We start from the raw sequence: 18,025 nt of genomic DNA, 5'->3' as shown, positions 1-18,025 counted from the left end.
TCACAAAACTTTTAGGAGGTTTCATTATGAGTTCATCAAAACAAAATAGTATCGTGGCTGATATGTCACTCGCACCCGAAGGTCATTTGAAAATCGACTGGGTTCGTCAACATATGCCGGTATTGAACCGTATCCGTGAGCAGTTCGAAGCTGAACAGCCATTCAAAGGACTAAAAGTATCTATTACACTTCATTTGGAAGCTAAAACCGCTTATCTGGCGAAGGTAGTCAAAGCAGGCGGTGCAGAAGTAACCATTACTGGATCGAATCCACTGTCTACACAGGATGATGTATGTGCGGCGCTTGTAGAGGACGGAATTACCGTATTTGCTAAATACAACCCGTCACCTGAAGAGTTCAAAGCCCTTAATATCAAGGCGCTGGAAAGCAAACCGGATTTGATTATTGATGATGGTGGGGATTTTGCTACATTGCTGCATTCGGAGCGTCCTGATCTAATGGAGAATATTCGTGGGGGTGCTGAAGAAACAACAACCGGCATCATTCGTCTAAAAGCTCTTCAAAAGCAAGGTGTGTTGAAGTTCCCAATGGTCGCAGTAAATGATGCTTATTGCAAATATTTGTTTGATAACCGCTATGGCACAGGCCAATCCGCATGGGATGGAATTATTCGAACAACCAACCTGATCGTTGCGGGCAAAACCGTAGTTGTTGTCGGATACGGCTGGTGCGGTAAAGGTGTTGCTATGCGTGCCAAAGGTTTGGGCGCAAAAGTGGTTGTCACAGAAGTGGATGCTATTAAAGCCGTTGAAGCACATATGGACGGTTTCGAAGTTATGCCTATGCTGGAAGCTGCTAAGGTTGGTGATTTCTTCGTTACAGTAACTGGTAATCGTTATGTCATTCGCGGTGAACATTATGATGTGATGAAGGATGGCGCAATTATGTGCAATGCAGGTCATTTCGACGTTGAAGTGAATAAGCCTGAATTGTCTGAAAGATCCGTATCTCAGCGTACTGTTCGCAAAAATATCGAAGAGTACCAGCTTCACGACGGACGTAAACTATATCTGCTTGCAGAAGGCAGACTTGTAAATCTGGGTGCTGCGGATGGACACCCTGCCGAAATTATGGATACGACCTTTGCGCTACAAGCGCTGTCGTTGAAATATGTAAATGATAATTATAAGAGCATCGGCGTAAAAGTTGAGAATGTTCCTTACGAGCTGGATGAGCAGGTAGCACGCTACAAGCTGCAAAGTCTGGGCATTAACATTGATAGTCTGACTCCAGCACAAGTGGATTATTTGGACAGCTGGAATCTGAACGATTAATTACGGAACGCACAACAATAAAGTATATTAACCAAGTGTACCTTGAACTGAAGCAACTTTTGTAAAATATAAGAGAGTATAAGTTTTACGCTATACATTATCCTTATATTTCTCGCTTAAACGCTTCGGCGTCCTTATAAGGACACCGAAGACGTTTATGCTTGAAAAGCCATGCAGCGGACAAGATTCCGATTGTATGGCTTTTTTCTGTGGCGAAATGTTTTTTGGGTAACGATCCATCTGATTTAGCAAAAAATTCCTTTCACCAGAAAAAGGTTTTTGATTTTTAATGGCGAATCTATTATGCTTAAGTGGTGAAAAGTGGGGTAAAGTGGGGATTCGGGGATTAGGGGTGGGAAAAAGGATGTTCATGGGAGAGTATCAACACAGCATTGACGACAAAGGCCGAATTATTATTCCGGCTAAACTCCGTGAATTGCTTGGAACCTCCTTTGTGACGACCCGTGGTCTAGACTCCTGTTTATTTGTTTATCCCATGGAAGAATGGGCAATCATGGAACAAAAGCTAAAAAGCCTTTCACTGATGAAATCAGATGCCCGTGCATTCAGTCGCTTTTTTTTCTCAGGCGCAACAGAATGTGTATGGGATAAACAGGGAAGGGTAAATCTGCCGGCCAATTTAAGGCAGTATGCCAAACTGGACAAAGACTGTGTTATTCTGGGCGTTTCGAACCGGGTGGAAATCTGGAACAAAGAGCTATGGGAGCAGTACTTCGAACAGTCCGAGGAATCGTTCAACGAAATTGCCGAAAAATTGGTGGATTTCAATTTTGATCTATAAAACACAATATCGAATACTGTCCTGGAGGGATGCAGCTTGTTTCACCACATCACGGTGCTTAAAGAAGAAGCGACAGAAGGGCTGCACATCAAAAAAGACGGAATCTATGTAGATTGCACTCTCGGTGGAGCAGGCCACAGCGCACTAATTGCTTCCAAACTTAGCGGCGAAGGCCGATTAATCTGTTTGGATCAAGATGATTGGGCTCTGGAGAACGCAAAAGAAAGACTAGCTGAATACGGAGACAAGGTTGTACTCATTAAGACCAATTTCCGTGATCTGGAGAGTGTACTTAAGGATGTGCCCTTTGTACCACAAAAAGATGGCATTCCCCAAGTGGATGGGGTCCTCTTTGATCTTGGCGTATCCTCTCCCCAGTTTGATGAGGGAGAACGCGGATTTAGTTACAATCATGATGCTCCGCTGGACATGCGAATGGATCAGACGGCGCTATTAACGGCTGCTGATATTGTGAATACGTGGTCTGAGCAGGAGATTGCCCGTGTGCTTTTCCAATATGGAGAAGAGAAGTTCTCGCGGAGAATTGCTAAGAAAATTGTAGACAGAAGAGAAGAAAGTCCTGTGGAGACCACAGGAGAATTAGCTGAGCTTATCAAGGAAGGTATTCCGGCGGCTGCACGAAGAACGGGAGGACACCCCGCTAAACGTAGCTTTCAAGGTTTACGGATTGCTGTAAACGACGAGTTGGGTGCTTTTGAAGAAGGATTACATAGCGCAGTACGTTGCCTTGCACCAGAAGGTAGAGTATCCGTTATCACTTTTCATTCACTCGAGGACCGAATTTGCAAGCAAATACTAAGCAGCTATTTAAGCAGATGTACATGCCCGCCTGACTTTCCGTTTTGTGTATGTGGCGCGAAAGGCACGCTTAAGTTAATCAACCGCAAACCGCTTGTGCCTTCTGAAGAAGAGCTTGAGCTTAATACTCGAGCCCGTTCAGCTAAGCTGCGCATTGCAGAAAAATTGTAATTGACGATAAAGGAGAGTCAGAGATGGCCTATACCCGCGGCAATTTAGCAGTTCAGCCCAAAAGAAAAGAAGAGGTAAACCCCCTTTACCGCGAGAAGACAAAAGTAGTTACCAAACGAAGAGTACTTCCGCTGCAAGAGAAACTTTTGTATATGCTGACGCTAGGAGTATGCGTTTTGGTGGCTATCACCCTGATTTCACGTTACGTTCATATTTATGATTTGAACTTGCAGGCCCAGAAATTAGATAAGGATATAGCGACTGCTAAGAAGCAAATTTCCACGTTTGAGATGGAGAAGCAGAACTTGGAGCAGAAGGTTGCCCAAAAGGCAAAGGATCTTGGATACGTAGCACCGGATGAAAATGCTACAATCTTTATTCCGGCGAATCCGATATCGACAGAAGGCGATAATTAGTGAGCGATTGGCAAGATCGCAATAAAAAAATTGTGAGGTTCGCTTATGGTAAAGAGAATAAAACTTCGCACGCTGTTTATAGGAGGGTGTATTACCCTCTTTTTTCTTGTTTTGATAGCTAGAGTGTTCTGGATTCAAGTAATGGAGGGCTCAGAATGGCAAGAAAAGGCTGCTACACTTTGGGCGCACACTTCGACTATCAAAGCAGAGCGAGGAACGATTTCTGACCGTAATGGGAGTGTGCTCGCAAGTGATGTCCCTGCTTATACTGTGGTTGTAAACCCGGCAGTCATTGCTGAAAAGGGAATTGGTGATGAGGTCGTCAAGGGATTGCATGAGCTACTCGGCAAGCCAGAAGATGAGCTGCGGAAACTGGTTGAAGCGAAAGACGAGAACGGTAAATACCTCAAGAATCGTGAGGTTCGTAACGAAGGCTGGAAGATCGATCAGGAACTTGCGGATAAGGTGAAAGAATTTTATGTAGCCCTAGGTAAAGAGCATAAAATTCAAGAGACTGGGATTGGTCTTGTTAGAGAGCAGAAACGATATTACCCTAAGGGTTCGCTTGCTGCGCATATATTAGGCTATACAGATCGAGATGGCAAGGCGATTATGGGTCTGGAAAAATCCCTGGATGAACAGCTTAAGGGAGCCGATGGCAAGCTGCTTTATCAAAGTGACGGTCAAGGGGTTAAGCTGCCGGATTCAAAAGATACCTATAAACCTGTAGTAAATGGAAGTAATTTCAAGCTTACAATCGACAGTACAATCCAGCAATATATACAAGCGGCCATGGAAAAGGCATATGCGCAATATAAGCCGAAAAGTATGAGTGTCATTGCTGCTGATCCGAATACGATGGAGATTTTGGGGATGGCGAATATGCCTACCTTTGATCCTAATAAATATATGGATACGGGTGCTGATGCAGCGGGTTTCTACAATCATGCTATCAAATCAACTTATGAGCCCGGTTCGACCTTCAAAATTGTAACACTTGCTGCAGCTGTAGAAGAGAAGCTTTTTGATCCCGTAGCTACATTTCTGTCAGGATCTATCAGAATTAAGGGATACAGTAAGGCATTACATGATATTAATCGTGCCGGCTGGGGGCAAATCAGTTTCCTGGAAGGTGTGAAGCGGTCTAGTAACGTTCTTTTTGTAAAACTTTATGAAATGCTCGGACAAGATAGACTTTTACAGTATATTGATGATTTTGGCTTTAATGGGAAGACAGGAATCGATTTGCCAGGGGAAGCCAGTGGGGTCGTTAACCCTAACCTTGGACGTCCTATCGAAATTGCTACACTTGCATATGGGCATGGTAAAGTGCTAGTTACCCCGCTTCAACAATTGGTTGCTGTATCTGCTATCGCCAATGGTGGGAAACTGATGACTCCATATGTGGTAAAAGAGGTTACGGACCCAAACACCGGTGACACTAAGGTTACTCAGCCTAGTGTAGTGCGTCAGGTGATTGATGAGGCAAGCGCCAAGAAAACCGGTGAATACTTGGAGCAGGTAGTTGCCGACCAAGTCAAAGGTACAGGACGCAACGCTCACATAGAAGGTTACCGTGTCGCAGGTAAGACAGGAACGGCTATCAAGGTTGAAGGTAAGGACTACGTGAAGTCCAAAGTACTGGTCTCCTTTATTGGTTATGCGCCTGTGAATGATCCAAAGATCGCTGTTATTGTTATTATTGATGAACCGAACGTTGAGGTTGGCGGCGGTAAAGCTGCAGCTCCTGTATTTAAAGAAATCGTATCTCAGTCTCTGCAATACATGGGAGTTCCAAAGTTAGCGACTGAAACTAGCGATAAGGATAGTAAAAAAACAGTTGAATCTGAAGCGCCTGTGCTCCGGACCACACCTGATCTGATGGGCAAAACGATGAAAGAAGCAAGAGAGACACTTCTGGATCAAGGATTTGATTTTGAAGTGGTCGGTGAAGAAGCTTCTGTGGAAACCCAATATCCAGAGGCTGGAACGAAGCTTGCTCAAGGACAGCGTATATACCTATTAAGCAAGCAAGGGGACAAGCCTACCATTCCAAAATTACAAGGAGAGTCGCTGCGTGATGCGCTTGAGATTCTAACACTTCTAAAAGTGGAGATTGCGGTAGAAGGCGAAGGATATGTCTCGGAACAGATTGAAGGAACAAAGAACGGCAAAACATTGGTTACTTTGAAGCTGAAACCATTAAATGATAAGAGTGAAGAGGATCCTACAACTTCGACTGCTGATGAGGGTACGGAATCGGAGAGTGGGCCATAGGCTTGTTCTAACCCCTGTTTGTCCCGAATAGTCATGAAGATAAGAGCTCATGTCTATAGGTGAAAGCGGGGGAGAACGGAATGAAAGTTTCGAAGGTCGTAACACGGCGGAGAATGTTGTGGACGCTGCTGGGACTGGCAGTGTTATTCGGTTCGCTGGTCGTGCGTCTTGGCTTTGTGCAATTATCCCAAGGCGAGAAATTAAGTGACAAGGTAGAAGATTCCTTGCGCCGCAATATTCCTTTTACAGCCAAGCGTGGTGAAATTTTGGATCGTGAAGGTATACCGCTGGCCTATAATATCAGTACGCCTACGGTTTATGCGGTGCCTGTGCAGGTGAAGGAGAAGCAAAAGACAGCGCAGCAATTGGCGCCTCTGCTTGGGATGACCGAGGAGAAGCTGATGAGCTTGCTGACTAAAAAATCAATGTCGGTGAAACTACAGCCCGGCGGCCGCAAAATTACGATGGAACTTGCCGCGAGCATCCGTGATTTGCAGTTGCCGGGCATCGTTGTCGCTGAGGATAGCAAAAGATATTATCCGTACGGCGATCTTGCCGCGCATATACTAGGCTTTACAGGTATTGATAACCAAGGAATTACCGGGGTCGAGAACATATACGATAATTTACTTAAAGGAATAGCAGGCAATATTTCGTATTTGTCTGACGCAGGTGGAAGACTCATGCCTGGATCATCGGAGAAATATTCTGCCCCTCAGGATGGACTTAATCTGCAATTGACGATTGATAAACAGATTCAATCCATTATGGAACGTGAGCTGGATCAAGCTATGGTAAAATATCAGGCGCAGGGTGCTTGGGCTATAGCGATGAATCCGAAGAATGGTGAAATTCTGGCCATGGCTAGTAGACCGGGTTATGAACCGGGTTTATATAAGGAATATGATCCGCAGATCTATAATCGGAATTTGCCCATTTGGATGACCTACGAGCCTGGTTCGACGTTCAAAATCATCACACTTGCTGCAGCACTGCAAGAAGGTAAGGTAGACCTGCAAAATGATCATTTCTATGATCCTGGGTTTATCGAAGTGGCGGGTGCGAAGCTGCGCTGTTGGAAAAAAGGCGGCCATGGCAGCCAAACCTTCCTTCAGGTGGTTGAGAACTCCTGTAACCCTGGTTTTGTTGCTCTTGGGCAACGGCTGGGCAAAGAAACCCTCTTCAAATATATTCGTGATTTTGGTTTCGGCAGCAAAACAGGAATTGATCTAAACGGAGAATCTAATGGGATTCTGTTCAAGCTTAGTCAAGTTGGTCCGGTGGAGCTTTCGACTACGGCCTTCGGCCAAGGGGTCTCGGTTACACCTATCCAGCAGATTGCTGCGGTATCCGCGGCTATCAATGGTGGCAATCTCTATAAACCACATGTAACAAAATCATGGGTTAATCCGGAAACGGGAGAGACTGTATCAGAGGTGAAGCCTGAGCTTGTGCGGCAGGTCATTTCGGAGGAGACATCCAAGAAGGTGCGGGCAGCACTTGAGAGCGTGGTTGCCAAAGGCACGGGACGGCCGGCTTTTATCGACGGCTATCGTGTAGGTGGCAAGACGGGTACTGCACAGAAGGTTATAAATGGACGTTATTCTCCGACAGAGCACATTGTTTCTTTTATTGGCTTTGCGCCGGCGGATGATCCGCAGATCGTTGTCTACACTGCAGTGGATAATCCGAAAGGGATTCAATTTGGGGGTGTAGTTGCAGCTCCAATCGTGCAAAATATTTTGGAAGACTCGCTGCACTATATGAAGGTTCCTGAGCGCAGTGATCAGCTTCCAAAAACTTATAAGTATGGTGAAACTCCGATTGTGACCGTGCCTGACCTTACAGGTGCAACCGTACAAGATATCTATGAGGATTTAAATATGAATTTTAATCTGGCGCGTTCAGGCTCTGGCAATACGGTCATCAATCAGGCTCCGAAAGCTGGGGCAAGAGTAGAACAGGGCTCAACCATCAGGATTTATATGGGAGCTTCTAGTGAATAATGATAAAGGTATAAGGGTTCAGTTTGTATCCGAAAATGTAGAGTGAGGGATTACTATGAAAGTTAATGAATTATCTGCTTGTCTTGCCACTTCGCGTCTATATGGGGACGGGGAGGTGGAGATTACTGATCTTCAGACGGATTCCCGCCGTGTAAGTCCGGGTGATCTGTTTATCTGTTTACCGGGTCACACTGTAGATGGACATAAATTTGCGCCGCAAGCCGTAGCCTCTGGAGCATCTGCTATCGTATGTGAGCATAAGCTAGAGCTTGATATCCCACAGATCGTTGTGGATGACTGCCGTTTTGCGATGTCTGTCATGTCGAATGCATTCTTTGGCTCACCTAGCAGCCGAATGAGAATGATCGGGGTTACGGGTACAAACGGGAAGACAACTACGACTTATCTTATTGAGCGAATTATGCAAGACCAGAATATGAAGACGGGTCTGATTGGGACCATTCAAATGCGCTATGACGGCAAAAGCTACCCTATGTCAGGGACCACTCCAGAATCGCTAGATCTGCAGCGCTCGCTTCATGATATGGCCTCCAAAGGTGTGGAATGTTGCGTCATGGAAGTCTCCTCCCATGCGCTTCAGCAAGGACGTGTGAAGGGTGCGGACTTCCGTACAGCAATATTTACGAACTTAACCCAGGATCATCTGGATTATCATCATACAATGGAGGAGTATCGGGCGGTTAAAGGTCTATTCTTCTCTAGACTAGGAAATGTGATCTCTCCTTGGAAAGAAGAACGCAAATATGCGGTGCTTAATGCTGATGATGAGGCGAGCCACTATTTTGCAACCCAAACTGCAGCGGAAGTGATTACATATGGCATTGATAACAACGCTAATGTCCGAGCTTCGCAAATCTCGATCACTGCAAAAGGAACTTTTTTCCATGTAGATACGTTTAAGGGTGAGACGGACATTTCGCTTCGTATGGTTGGTAAGTTCAATGTCTATAATGCACTTGCGGCGATTACGGCAGCGTTGTTGGAGGATGTGTCACTGTCAGATATCAAGACTAGTCTTGAGGCGATTGATGGGGTAGCTGGACGGGTAGAGTCAGTAGATGAGGGGCAAGAATATGCCGTTATCGTTGACTATGCACATACACCAGACGGGCTGGAAAATGTATTAAGAACGGTCTGCGAATTTGCTACAGGTAAAGTGCTTACTGTGTTTGGCTGCGGAGGAGACAGAGACCGCACGAAACGTCCTTTAATGGGTAAGATAGCTGCAAAATATAGCGACATGATATTCGTAACCTCTGACAACCCTCGGACGGAGGACCCTGGGCTAATTCTGAAGGATATAGAAGCAGGACTAGTAGAGGATGGAGTCACCTCTGACCGGTATCATATGATTGTTGATCGCCGAGAAGCAATTGGGAAGGCTATTGAAATGGCAAGCTCTGGCGATGTAGTATTGATTGCGGGGAAAGGTCATGAGACCTATCAACTGATTGGCGGAGTGGTTCACGATTTTGATGACCGCATCGTCGCTAAAGAAGTTATAAGGGGTCGAAGCTATTGATTACAAGAACACTGGGACAAATTGCTGTGATGTGCGCAGGGGAACTTCCTGCTGCCGAAGCTATGAATATACCACTTACGGGCGTCGTTACTGACTCCCGTAAGATAACTACAGGTTGCCTGTTTGTTCCTCTAACGGGAGACAAATTTGACGGTCATCATTATGCAGCTACAGCTATGGCTGCTGGTGCTGCAGGGACCTTATGGCAGCGTGATAAAGGTCCTGCGCCTGAGGGTGGCGGAGTCATAATTGTTGAAGATACGCTAGAGGCGCTTCAGAAGCTGTCCGCTGCGTATTTAAATGAGGTCGCTCCGAAGGTTGTCGCAGTTACGGGCAGTAATGGCAAAACAACGACAAAAGATATCATTATGGCCTTGCTCGAAACGCAGTACAAGGTGCACAAGACAGAAGGAAACTTCAATAATCATATTGGTCTTCCGCTCACGATTCTATCCATGGCTGAGGATACAGAGATTGCAGTGCTTGAAATGGGTATGAGCTCGCGGGGAGAAATTGCTCTGCTGGCTTCTTTGGCTGCACCAGATGTTGCAGTCATTACTAATGTAGGTGAGTCACATCTGCTGCAACTGGGATCCCGCAAAGAAATCGCCCGTGCCAAGCTGGAAATAGTTGAAGGGCTAAAGCCAGATGGACTGCTAATTTATAACGGTGATGAACCGCTGCTGACTGAGGTAATGCAAGAGTCCACTTTTGAGGCTCCGGAGGGGATGGTGTCCTTCCGTTTCGGCCTGAACGGAGATAATGATGATTATCCGACTGGGATGATGTCCCATAGTGGTGGTATGACGTTTACGTCAAGCCTTCATAAGGAACATGCTTTTACATTACCGCTGCCAGGCCAGCATAACGTTGTTAACGCGTTGGCTGCACTAGCGGTTGCTCGCCATTTTGGAATTACAGAACAAAATGTAGAGAATGGGTTAAGTAATCTTAAGTTGACGGGCATGCGGATTGAAGTGATTCGGACTTCTTCCGGGCTTACACTTTTGAATGATGCTTATAATGCCAGTCCGACTTCTATGAAGGCGGCCATTGATGTGCTTCAAACTATGAAATGCAGTGGCAAAAAAATCGCAGTACTGGGGGACATGCTGGAACTTGGGCCGGATGAGATACAGTTTCATAAAGAAATTGGCTACTACCTAGACCCCGCAGTGACTGATTTTGTATATACCTATGGTCCATTGTCAGTCCATATTGCAGAAGCTGCAAAGGAAAGATTCGGAAACGAGCGTGTGCTGGCTTTTACGGATAAGTCAGAATTAACAGCCGTCCTTATCGAGAAAAGCAGCTCCAAGGATATTGTACTATTCAAAGGATCTAGAGGGATGAGGCTTGAGGAAGTGCTTCAGAGCCTTAATAAAGAGATTAAAGAGACCTAAAAAAATGGAGGGGGTGCACCCATGGATTATCAACTATTGTTATTGACTATTGCTGTTTCCTTTATCCTTGCGGTCATTGCCGCTCCGCTCTTCATTCCGCTACTGCGCAGGATGAAATTCGGACAGCAGGTGCGAGATGACGGACCGCAATCCCATTTAAAGAAAGCGGGAACGCCGACGATGGGCGGTATCGTAATCATCGTGGCTTTTACATTGGCTTATCTGAAATTTTCCGTGGTGAATAACGATTTCTACGTACTACTAGTGGCTACGCTTGGTTTTGGACTGATCGGATTTTTGGATGATTATATCAAAATCGTATTCAAGCGTTCTTTGGGCCTTACGGCGCGTCAAAAATTGTTCGGGCAGCTGTTGGTAGGTGCTGTGATGTGCGGTCTGCTGATTTCTGCAGGACATAGCACAAGTATCAGCGTTCCGGGTACTGATTTCAGCTTTGACTGGGGCGGCTTTTTCTACTATCCATTCATTATTATTATGATGATGGCAGTAACGAATGCTGTTAACTTTACCGATGGAGTAGATGGTCTGCTGTCTGGTGTAAGTGCTATTGCTTTGGCAGCTTATGCTGTTGTAGCGATGCAGGCTACGTCAATTGCAGCTGGCGTGTGTGCAGCGGCAATGATCGGGGCCGTTCTTGGATTTCTGGTCTTTAATGCCCATCCGGCTAAGGTGTTCATGGGAGATACCGGTTCATTTGGTATTGGCGGTGCGATAGGTGCGATTGCCATTGTCACAAAGAGCGAACTGCTGTTTTTAATTATTGGCGGTGTGTTTGTGGTGGAAATGTTATCTGTCGTGATACAGGTAGTTTCTTTCAAAACCCGTGGCAAACGTGTATTCAGAATGAGCCCGATTCACCATCATTTTGAACTTGGTGGCTGGTCGGAATGGCGTGTGGTAATTTCGTTCTGGGCGGTAAGCTTGATATTAGCCGCTGTTGGACTATTTATTAGCAAGGGGTTGTAGCGAATGAAACATCCAGATATGTATCATGGTGAAGAAGTTGTGGTTCTTGGGCTCGCAAAAAGCGGTGTCCAGGTTGCTAAAGTGCTGCATGATCGAGGCGCTGTAGTTACGGTGAACGATAAAAAGGAAAGAGATCAAAGTCCCGAAGCTTCCGAATTGGAATCTTTGGGAATTTGTGTTATAAGCGGTGGGCATCCGGATGGACTGATTCATGAAGGTGTAAGTCTGGTCATTAAGAATCCAGGCATTCCTTATTCTGCGCCTCCTGTGCAAAAGGCTCTTGAGCTTGGCATTGAAGTAGTTACAGAGGTAGAGGTTGCTTACCGTCTTTGTGCAGCACCGATGATTGGCATCACGGGATCCAATGGCAAGACGACAACGACGACCTGGGTAGGTCAAATGCTGGACGCTGCAGGTAAGAATCCGATTGTTGCAGGTAACATTGGCACGCCTCTCTGTGAGGCTGCGCAAGAAGCTACAGAGGATAACTGGATGGTGGTCGAACTCAGCAGCTTCCAGCTCAAAGGTACGGAGACTTTCCGCCCCAAAATAGGTTGTTTGTTGAATATTGCGGAGACCCACCTGGATTATCATGGGAGCATGAAGGATTATGTCGATTCCAAAGCAAAGCTGTTCGCCAATCAAGTAGATACGGATACGGCTGTGCTGAACTGGGACGATCCTTTTTGCCGGGAGCTTGTGCCGTATATGAAAGCTACTATTCTTCCGTTCTCTATGTCCGAGGAGCTCACTCATGGTGTGTTTGTTAGCCCATCCTATATTACGGGTCAAGATGACGATCTGAAGCGCCTTATCATCTATCGCGAATCTGCAGACCGAGAAACAATCATTGCTGATGTAGATTCCATTAGCATTCCGGGACGGTTCAATGTGGGAAATGCACTGGCTGCATGTGGAATTGCCATTGCTGCTGGAGCGGACCCCTCTTTATTGGGTGAAGTGCTTGCTTCATTTCGCGGTGTGGAGCACCGGCTGGAGTATGTGGCTGATAAGGCTGGAGCCACTTATTATAATAACTCCAAAGCAACAAACTCCAAAGCGACGATTATGGCATTAACGTCCTTTGAGCGCCCTGTAGTGCTGATCGCTGGTGGATTAGACCGTGGTTCCGATTATTTGGAACTGCTGCCTGTCCTGAGCGGACGTGTTAAAGCGCTAGTGGCGTTAGGGGAAACTAAGGACAAGCTAACGAATGTAGCGCAGCTTGCAGGATTAAAGCAGATTATCTCCGTCGATAATGGGGAGAGTGCCGCTGCCGTGCTTGAGCAAGCTGTGCAGGAAGCTTCCGCTCTGGCGGAAGAAGGAGATATCGTTCTTTTGTCTCCTGCCTGTGCAAGTTGGGATATGTTTACATCCTATGAAGAGCGCGGGCGTATTTTTAAAGAGGCGGTGCATAACCTTTAAGTAGGGGGGTGGATAAGCCCCATCCCTACTACGGATGCAAGAGGTGTGCTCCTGATGAACAAAACTCGTCATGCTCCCGATATTTGGTTGCTGATTCCTATTCTATCTTTGCTGGTGATCGGCATGGTGATGGTGTACAGCGCCGGGTCCGTTCTGGGCTTCCGCAATTATGGAGATTCGTTTTACTTTGTAAAAAGACAGCTTTTGTTTGCAGGACTAGGATTAGTCGCAATGTTCGTTACGGCGAATACCGATTACAGGGTGCTGAAAAAGCTGGCTAAGCCGGCACTTCTGATCTGCTTTTTCTTACTTGTTATTGTGCTTATCCCTGGTATTGGTGTAGTACGCGGGGGAGCGCGCAGCTGGCTAGGAATTAGCTCCTTCGGGATCCAGCCTTCCGAATTCATGAAGATGGGGATGATTCTATTCTTAGCCAATTGGCTAGGAAAAGAGGAATACGACATCACTTCCTTCACACGCGGCTTGCTCCCACCACTTGCGCTCATTGGGTCAGCCTTCGCGCTGATCATGCTCCAGCCGGATTTGGGTACAGGTACCGTCATGTTTGGTGCAGCCTTGATGATGGTCTTCACAGCAGGGGCTAGAATGAAGCATTTACTTTCACTTGGAGTAGCTGGTGCGGCAGGGTTTGTTGCTTTGATTGCAGCAGCGCCTTACCGGTTGCAGCGGATTACCGCTTTTCTTGATCCTTGGTCCGACCCCCTTGGTGCAGGCTACCAGATCATTCAGTCGTTATATGCGATCGGTCCTGGTGGGCTCGGTGGCCTTGGATTAGGAATGAGTCGGCAGAAGTACAGCTATGTACCTGAGCCACAAACAGATTTTATTTTTTCTATATTGGCCGAGGAGCTGGGGTTTATCGGTGGTTTGGCTGTGTTGATCCTATTTCTTATTCTAATCTGGCGCGGGATGAAGGTGGCGATGAGTCTACCTGACCGTTTTGGAAGCTATCTGGCCGTTGGCATCGTCTGTATGGTGGCTGTGCAAGTCATTATTAATATTGGTGTTGTTATTGGTCTAATGCCTGTAACGGGCATCACGCTTCCTCTGATTAGCTATGGCGGATCTTCACTTACACTGATGCTAACATCCCTTGGCATTCTATTGAACTTATCCCGTTTTGCGAGGTGAAAGAGATGCGTATCGTATTAAGCGGCGGAGGCACGGGTGGACATATCTATCCTGCGGTCGCTGTTGCTAGGCAAATGGAGTTGGAAGATAGCAAATCTACCTTCCTGTATATTGGTGGAACGCGTGGCTTAGAGAGCAAGCTTGTTCCTCAAGAGAATATCCCTTTCAAATCTATTGACATCACTGGTTTTCGGCGCAAGCTATCCATAGACAATGTCAAGACCGTGATGCGTTTCTTGAAGGGTGTTAAGGCGTCCAAAGAAATGTTAAGAGAATTCAAACCAGATGTTGTGATTGGAACAGGCGGTTATGTGTGTGGTCCAGTCGTTTATGCTGCATCCCGGTTGGGCATCCCTACTTTGATCCATGAACAAAATGCCATACCAGGTCTAACTAATCGCTTTCTGAGTCGGTATGCGAGTACAGTTGCCGTAAGCTTTGAAGGAACAGAGTCCTCTTTTCCGGGCAGCAAAAATGTGATCTATACTGGCAATCCACGTGCCACAACAGTTACTACAGCAAGTCCGCAACGTGGATTCGCATCGCTGGGGATTTCGGATGGCAGTACTGTTGTTTTGGTGGTTGGTGGCAGTCAGGGAGCTAAGGCTATTAATAGAGCCATGATTGAAATGGCCCCTAAAGTGGGTAAGGGTAATGGTGTTCATTATGTGTATGTTACAGGTGAACCTTATTTCGAAGAGACTCGGGCGGAATTGCGTCAAAAGCTGGGTAGCATACCAAACTGGTTGCATGTCCTTCCTTACGTTCATAATATGCCAGAGGTGTTGGCTTGTACCTCCTTGATCGTTAATCGGGCGGGAGCCTCTTTTCTCGCTGAGATTACAGCGCTGGGTATTCCCTCTGTACTCATTCCATCTCCTAATGTGACGAATAACCATCAGGAGGCGAATGCAAGACAGTTGGAACGTGAAGGTGCTGCTGTGGTGCTGCTTGAGAAAGATTTAAACGGCACGGCACTATATGAGGCGGTTCAAAAAATCATCGGAACTGAAGCCGTGCGTGAGCAGATGTCCGTGGCCTCCAAACGACTCGGCAAAAGAGATTCTGCAGCAGTAATCACAAGCGAGCTCCGAAGACTTGCGGGTAAGAAGTCTTAAGATATCATCGTTTTCCATACGGATTTTCCTTATTGGCAGCTCTCTGTCACACACTTGGAGGAACGAACATAGGATAATCCTATAATCGTGACAATCACCCAGGACACTTCCAAACCTGAGATGTAGTGCAGGATATTCTTGAAATATAAGAAAGTATAAGTTTCACGTTATACATTATCCTTATATTTCTCGCTTAAACGCTTATCGTCCTTCTAAAGGACGCCGAAGACGTTTATACTTGTACATTTCATATGAGCTTGTAACGGAAGTGTTTGTGGTGGGTGAGCGGTAATCTCGGAGGTGATACATTGGACAAATTGGTGATTGAGGGTGGAAGTCCCCTGTCAGGCACCATTCGTATCCATGGAGCAAAAAATGCGGCGCTGCCGATTCTAGCGGCAAGCCTGCTGGCCGAAGGAGTTCACTCACTGCATAATGTGCCGAAGCTGCTGGACATCGAGACTATGCTAGACATCCTAGATCGGCTGGGCTGCAGGTGCGTGCATCAAGAGGATACGGTGACGATAGATACGTCTGCCGTCGGGACATCTCATATCCCTGAGGATTTAATGCGGCAGATGAGATCTTCCATTTTTCTAATGGGACCGCTGTTATCCAGATTTGGAGAGGTAACGATCTATCAGCCTGGGGGCTGTGCGATCGGAGAGCGTAAAATCGATCTTCATCTACAGGGACTTAAGGCGTTAGGGGCGGAGATCGAGGAGAGCAACGGAAGAATATTCTGTCGGGGTTCTAAGCTTATAGGGAGTGATATTCATCTCGACTATCCAAGTGTAGGAGCAACGGAGAATATTATGATGGCTGCCGCAAAGGCAGAGGGAACAACAACAATATCGGGGGCAGCGAGAGAGCCGGAGATACAGGACCTACAGCAGTTTCTAAATAGCATGGGTGCTCAGATTATCGGTGCAGGTACGGACACCATTACAATTCAAGGGGTGAAAAACCTATATCCCTGTACGTATGAGGTGATACCTGATCGGATTGTGGCTGGAACCGTAATGATTGCTGCGGCAGCTACACGAGGGAATGTGACTTTGACACATGCCAATGCGGGGCATCTGACTTCGCTTATTCATGTGCTCAAGCGGGCTGGTGTTCAAATCACAGTGTGCAATGATATAATTAATATCAGTTGTATGGGGCGTCCACGTGCTGTTGAGAGAATTGTGACTTCTCCTTATCCTTCTTTCCCAACCGATCTGCAATCTCAGGTCATGGTGCTGTTGTCTCTCGCTGATGGTTTCAGTGTAATCAAGGAGACGGTGTTTGAGGGACGATTCAAGCATGTTGAAGAAATGGCGCGGATGGGCGCTGATATTTCTATTGATTTGAATCGTGCGTTTATTCGCGGCGTTCAGAGATTGTATGGTGCTACTGTGGAAGCTACTGACTTGCGTGCGGGTGCGGCTCTGGTTATTGCTGGGCTTGCTGCACAAGGGACTACAGTCGTTGAGCAAGCACACCATATTGACCGCGGGTATGATGGAATAGAGAAGCTGTTTCAGAAGCTTGGCGCGCGCATAAGCCGCAAGGTACCCGTACCGGATCCACTTGATTTGGCCAATTAAAGCTCCCTGTCTCCTTCAGTTCTACCAAGGAAGGAGACAGGGCCTTATTACGGAGATATGAGAATGACAACAACCCGATTACCTCTTCTTAAAGAGGACAAGCCTAAGAAAAAAATGAGCCGTAAGATTACGGCGATCCTGCTGCTACTGTTCACTGCGCTTCTTGCTGTGATTTTTTTCAGATCGTCTATTAGTCACATTACAGTGATAGATTTTCAGGGAAGCAAGTATTCTACTAGTGAGGAATTACTCTCGCAAAGTGGAATTCATATAGGTGGACAATTCTTTGCCGTTTCTACGAAGTCTGTGGAACAATCTCTGCTGGAGCTTAAGACAGTTAAGGCTGTGGCCGTAAAGAAGGATTTCCCCGGGGTAATCACAGTGAAGATTGAAGAATTCCCTGCGGTGGCCTATGAATTGGAACAGGGTGGCATCTTGAAGGCGATTCTGTCGAGTGGAGCAGCGGTGACTGTTAATGAGACTGGTATTGCTGTAGAGAAACCTATATTAACCAACTGGGATCCAGCTGATCCTAATAAGGCTATCCTATGCCAAACGCTTGGAAGCATTTCTAATGAATTGACAAGTGATATCTCTGAGATTGTTCCCTCGCCAACCTTGTCATTTCCGGATCGTATCAAGCTCTATACTAGATCCCGTTTCGAGGTGATCACTTCCATCTCTTTATTGAAGAGCAAAGTGTCATACTTGAATCAGGTAATAGAGACAAAGGAGCCTGGACTTATCACGATGCTTGAAGCTGACTCGTATGTTCCTTTTCAGGTCGAAAGTGAGGAGCAAAAGGGCGATGAGCAAAAAGATGTGCAAGAGTAGAGTAGAGGTAAATAGTCCCTACTAATAGAGTTCAAAAAATGCTACAATCGGAGTTACGGGCAAGAAGCTATATCCCTCTTTTTTCTTCGATTTTTTTGAAATATAATCTTATATATGGTTAGTAATAACCGAATAGGTATATATTTCTTGTGATAATTATCATTCTTATAAAAAATTATGAGTAA

At 46.2% G+C, this 18,025-nt stretch carries 14 protein-coding genes; all 14 read left to right on the top strand.

Annotation, left to right across the window (positions count from 1 at the left end; translation table 11 throughout):
* Positions 1–23 precede the first annotated feature (23 nt).
* The 14 genes from NYE25_RS13625 to NYE25_RS13560 all read left to right on the top strand — a co-directional run bounded on the left by NYE25_RS13625 (position 24) and on the right by NYE25_RS13560 (position 17,840).
* On the top strand, positions 24–1,295 hold the full coding sequence (locus tag NYE25_RS13625) for an adenosylhomocysteinase (protein WP_179085783.1): 1,272 nt from the start codon (positions 24–26) through the stop codon (positions 1,293–1,295).
* A gap of 364 nt (positions 1,296–1,659) precedes the next feature.
* On the top strand, positions 1,660–2,097 hold the full coding sequence (gene mraZ, locus NYE25_RS13620) for a division/cell wall cluster transcriptional repressor MraZ (protein WP_036683674.1): 438 nt from the start codon (positions 1,660–1,662) through the stop codon (positions 2,095–2,097).
* Between the two features lie 36 nt (positions 2,098–2,133).
* The gene (gene rsmH / locus NYE25_RS13615) at positions 2,134–3,087 is read left to right on the top strand and encodes a 16S rRNA (cytosine(1402)-N(4))-methyltransferase RsmH (RefSeq protein WP_042190866.1); all 954 of its coding nucleotides are present in this window, start codon (positions 2,134–2,136) and stop codon (positions 3,085–3,087) included.
* A 23-nt stretch (positions 3,088–3,110) separates the two neighbouring features.
* Entirely contained in the window at positions 3,111–3,503 is a 393-nt protein-coding gene (locus tag NYE25_RS13610) for a septum formation initiator family protein (protein ID WP_076284765.1), read from the top strand.
* A gap of 45 nt (positions 3,504–3,548) precedes the next feature.
* Complete coding sequence (locus NYE25_RS13605; protein WP_076299655.1) at positions 3,549–5,780, top strand: penicillin-binding transpeptidase domain-containing protein; 2,232 nt, start codon at positions 3,549–3,551, stop codon at positions 5,778–5,780.
* An 80-nt stretch (positions 5,781–5,860) separates the two neighbouring features.
* Positions 5,861–7,786, top strand: a complete 1,926-nt coding sequence (locus NYE25_RS13600; protein ID WP_339797945.1) for a stage V sporulation protein D — start codon at positions 5,861–5,863, stop codon at positions 7,784–7,786.
* Positions 7,787–7,841: 55 nt separating this feature from the next.
* Complete coding sequence (locus NYE25_RS13595) at positions 7,842–9,329, top strand: UDP-N-acetylmuramoyl-L-alanyl-D-glutamate--2,6-diaminopimelate ligase (RefSeq protein WP_339243128.1); 1,488 nt, start codon at positions 7,842–7,844, stop codon at positions 9,327–9,329.
* Complete coding sequence (locus NYE25_RS13590) at positions 9,329–10,732, top strand: UDP-N-acetylmuramoyl-tripeptide--D-alanyl-D-alanine ligase (protein ID WP_341060295.1); 1,404 nt, start codon at positions 9,329–9,331, stop codon at positions 10,730–10,732. The genes NYE25_RS13595 and NYE25_RS13590 overlap by 1 nt, the downstream gene beginning before the upstream one ends.
* A gap of 21 nt (positions 10,733–10,753) precedes the next feature.
* On the top strand, positions 10,754–11,719 hold the full coding sequence (mraY, locus tag NYE25_RS13585; protein ID WP_042190854.1) for a phospho-N-acetylmuramoyl-pentapeptide-transferase: 966 nt from the start codon (positions 10,754–10,756) through the stop codon (positions 11,717–11,719).
* Between the two features lie 3 nt (positions 11,720–11,722).
* Entirely contained in the window at positions 11,723–13,144 is a 1,422-nt protein-coding gene (murD, locus tag NYE25_RS13580) for a UDP-N-acetylmuramoyl-L-alanine--D-glutamate ligase (RefSeq protein WP_341146118.1), read from the top strand.
* A gap of 54 nt (positions 13,145–13,198) precedes the next feature.
* Positions 13,199–14,296, top strand: coding sequence for a stage V sporulation protein E (spoVE, locus tag NYE25_RS13575; RefSeq protein ID WP_042130238.1), 1,098 nt, complete (start codon positions 13,199–13,201; stop codon positions 14,294–14,296).
* A gap of 5 nt (positions 14,297–14,301) precedes the next feature.
* The gene (murG, locus tag NYE25_RS13570; protein ID WP_042190850.1) at positions 14,302–15,414 is read left to right on the top strand and encodes an undecaprenyldiphospho-muramoylpentapeptide beta-N-acetylglucosaminyltransferase; all 1,113 of its coding nucleotides are present in this window, start codon (positions 14,302–14,304) and stop codon (positions 15,412–15,414) included.
* 308 nt (positions 15,415–15,722) lie between these two features.
* Positions 15,723–17,006 carry a UDP-N-acetylglucosamine 1-carboxyvinyltransferase gene (murA, locus tag NYE25_RS13565; RefSeq protein ID WP_042190848.1) on the top strand — a complete coding sequence of 428 codons (1,284 nt, stop codon included), beginning with the start codon at positions 15,723–15,725 and terminating at the stop codon, positions 17,004–17,006.
* Between the two features lie 63 nt (positions 17,007–17,069).
* The gene (locus NYE25_RS13560) at positions 17,070–17,840 is read left to right on the top strand and encodes a cell division protein FtsQ/DivIB (protein WP_042190846.1); all 771 of its coding nucleotides are present in this window, start codon (positions 17,070–17,072) and stop codon (positions 17,838–17,840) included.
* The last annotated feature ends 185 nt before the right edge of the window (positions 17,841–18,025 follow it).

It is taken from the genome of Paenibacillus sp. FSL E2-8871, from assembly GCF_038000345.1.
In the GTDB taxonomy this organism is placed as follows: Bacteria; Bacillota; Bacilli; order Paenibacillales; family Paenibacillaceae; genus Paenibacillus_AQ.
The sequence above is the reverse complement of the archived record's forward strand: the minus strand, read 5'-3'. Positions and strand labels throughout refer to the sequence as shown.